The 2,301-nt window shown below is 68.8% G+C and carries 2 protein-coding genes and 1 pseudogene; all 3 read right to left on the bottom strand.

What is annotated here, in order from left to right; all coding sequences use genetic code 11:
- Nucleotides 1-365, bottom strand: a pseudogene (locus ACWC09_RS52535) (carbohydrate ABC transporter permease); the annotation flags it as partial.
- A complete protein-coding gene (locus tag ACWC09_RS52540) occupies nt 362-1,321 on the bottom strand; it encodes a carbohydrate ABC transporter permease (protein ID WP_450859410.1) in 960 nt (319 codons plus the stop codon). The pseudogene ACWC09_RS52535 and the gene ACWC09_RS52540, both read right to left, overlap by 4 nt.
- Before the next feature lie 80 nt (nt 1,322-1,401).
- Nucleotides 1,402-2,301: extracellular solute-binding protein (locus tag ACWC09_RS52545; protein WP_450859411.1), on the bottom strand; the 900-nt coding region annotated here is incomplete at its 5' end.

The raw sequence follows: 2,301 nt of genomic DNA on the forward strand, positions 1-2,301 counted from the left end.
TTCTGGACCGGTTTGATGGACAGCGCGTAGGCCGCAGGCACCGCCAGGGCGAGCACCAGGATCGTGGAGAGGATGCTGGCCATGGCGGAGTTGAGGAGATAGGGGGTGATGTCGCGGCTGAAGAGCAGTTTGTACTGGTCGAGGGTGAGTGGTGCGAAGGGGGTGGGCGGGTTGGTGGCCGCGTCGGCTTCCTGGTGGAAGGAGGTGAGCACCATCCAGGCGACCGGGGCGAAGAAGGCGAGGGTGGCCAGCCAGGCGACGAAGGTCCACAGCGGGGACAGGCGGGGGGAGTTGGGGTCGTCCTTGCGGCGCAGGAACTTCCTGAACCTCGCTCCCGGAACGGCGGCAGCCGCGTGAGCGGTCATCGGGACACCTCCTCGCGGAACAGGGATGCGACGGTGCGCAGGGCGAAGGTGGCGATCACGATGGAGCCCAGGACGACGACGACGCCGGCGGCGGATGCCTGGCCGTATTCGTATGTGCGGAACATGGTCAGGTAGATCTCGTAGGGCAGGTTGGTGGTCTGGGAGCCGGGGCCGCCCTGGGTGATGGTGTAGACCGCGTCGAAGGTCTGCACGATGTAGATCGTGCCGAGCAGGACGCCCAGTTCGATGTACTGGCGCAGGTGCGGCAGGGTGATGTGGCGGAAGGTCGCCATCGCGGAGGCGCCGTCCATCGTGGCGGCTTCCAGGACGTCGCCGGGCTGGGCCTGCAGGCCGGCCAGCAGGATGAGCATCATGAACGGCGTCCACTGCCAGACCAGCGAGACGACGACCGCGGGCATCGGATAGGTCGAGACCCAGTCGAGGGTGGGGCCGTTGGCGGCGCCGAAGAGCCGGTATACGGCGTTGAGGGTGCCGTTGAGGAGGCCGTAGTCGGGGTTGTAGAGGGCGTGCTTCCACAGCAGGGCGGCCGCGACCGGCATGACCAGGAACGGCGAGATGAGCAGGGTGCGGGCCAGACCGCGGCCGAGGAAGCGGCGGTCGAGCAGCATCGCCAGGCCCAGGCCGAGGACCACGCTGATGAGGACCACCGACGCGGTCAGCACGATGGTGTTGAGGACGGCGGTGCGCAGGCGTTCGTCGGTGAAGACGAACGTGAAGTTGGACAGGCCGACGAAGTGGCGGTCGCCCGGCTTGAGGATGTTCCACTGCAGGGTGGAGATGACGAGGGTGGCCACGAAGGGCAGTTGGGTGACGGCGATGGTGAAGACCAGCGCCGGCAGCAGCGGGATGCGCCGCCTCCACGTGGCCGTGCGGGTGGATGTGCGCGGGCGGGCGGGGGGTGGTGCGGTCTTGGGGGGTGCGGTGAGCGTGGTCATGAAGGGTTCCTCCGCCGGTGACGGCCGGGGTCGGGGAAGCGACACCCGGCCGGCGGGAGCGCCGGCCGGGCGGGTGGGGGTCACTTCTGGTAGTTCTTGGCGACGTCCTCGGCGAGCCTCTGGCCGTCGTCGAGTGCCTTGTCCACGGTGGTCTTGCCGGCGATGGCGGCGGAGATCTCCTGGGTGACCTTGGTGCCCAGGTCCTGGAACTCGGGGATGGCCACGTACTGGATGCCCACGGTCGGGCGGGGCTGGACGCCGGGGTTGGCCGGGTCGGCCGCCTCGATGGACTTCAGGGTGATGTCGCCGAACGAGCCGGCGGCCTTCTGGTACTGCGGGATGGCGTAGGTGCTGGTCCGCTTGCCGGCCGGGACGCGCGCCCAGCCGAGCTTGGCGCCGACCAGGCTCTCGTACTTCTTGCTGGACGCCCAGAGCATGAACTTCGAGGCCGCGTCGGCGTTCTTCGTCGTCTTGGGCATCGCCCAGGCCCAGGCCCACAGCCAGCCGCTGCTCTGGGTGGCGACGGTCGGCGCGTAGGCGTAGCCGACATGCCCGGCGATCTTGCTGGAGGCGGGGTCCTCCAGCGAGCCGGCGGCGCTGGTCGCGTCGTACCACATCGCGACCTTCTTCTGGCTCATCGCGTTCAGGCACTCGGTGAACCCGGACTGCGCCGCGCCCGCCTCACCGTGCTTCCTGACCAGGTCGACGTAGAAGTGGGTGGCCTTCTTGAAGGCGGGGCTGTTGACCTGGGCCTTCCAGTCCTTGGTGAACCAGGTCCCGCCGAAGGTGTTGACCACACTCGTCAGCGGGGCACCCAGCTCGCCCCAGCCGGCCAGCCCGCGCAGGCAGATGCCGCGCATGCCCGGCTCGGCGCCGTCGACCTTGGCCGCGATGTCGGCGATCTGCTGCCAGGTCGGGTGCTCGGGCACCGTGACGCCCTTCGCCTTCATGACGTCCTTGTTGTACATGAGGAACGACGA

It is taken from the genome of Streptomyces sp. NPDC001617 (assembly GCF_053596855.1).

Coding starts and splice junctions, on each gene's coding strand:
- ACWC09_RS52540 (WP_450859410.1), bottom strand. CDS start 1,321: ATGACCACGCTCACCGCACCCCCCAAGACCGCACCACCCCCCGCCCGC.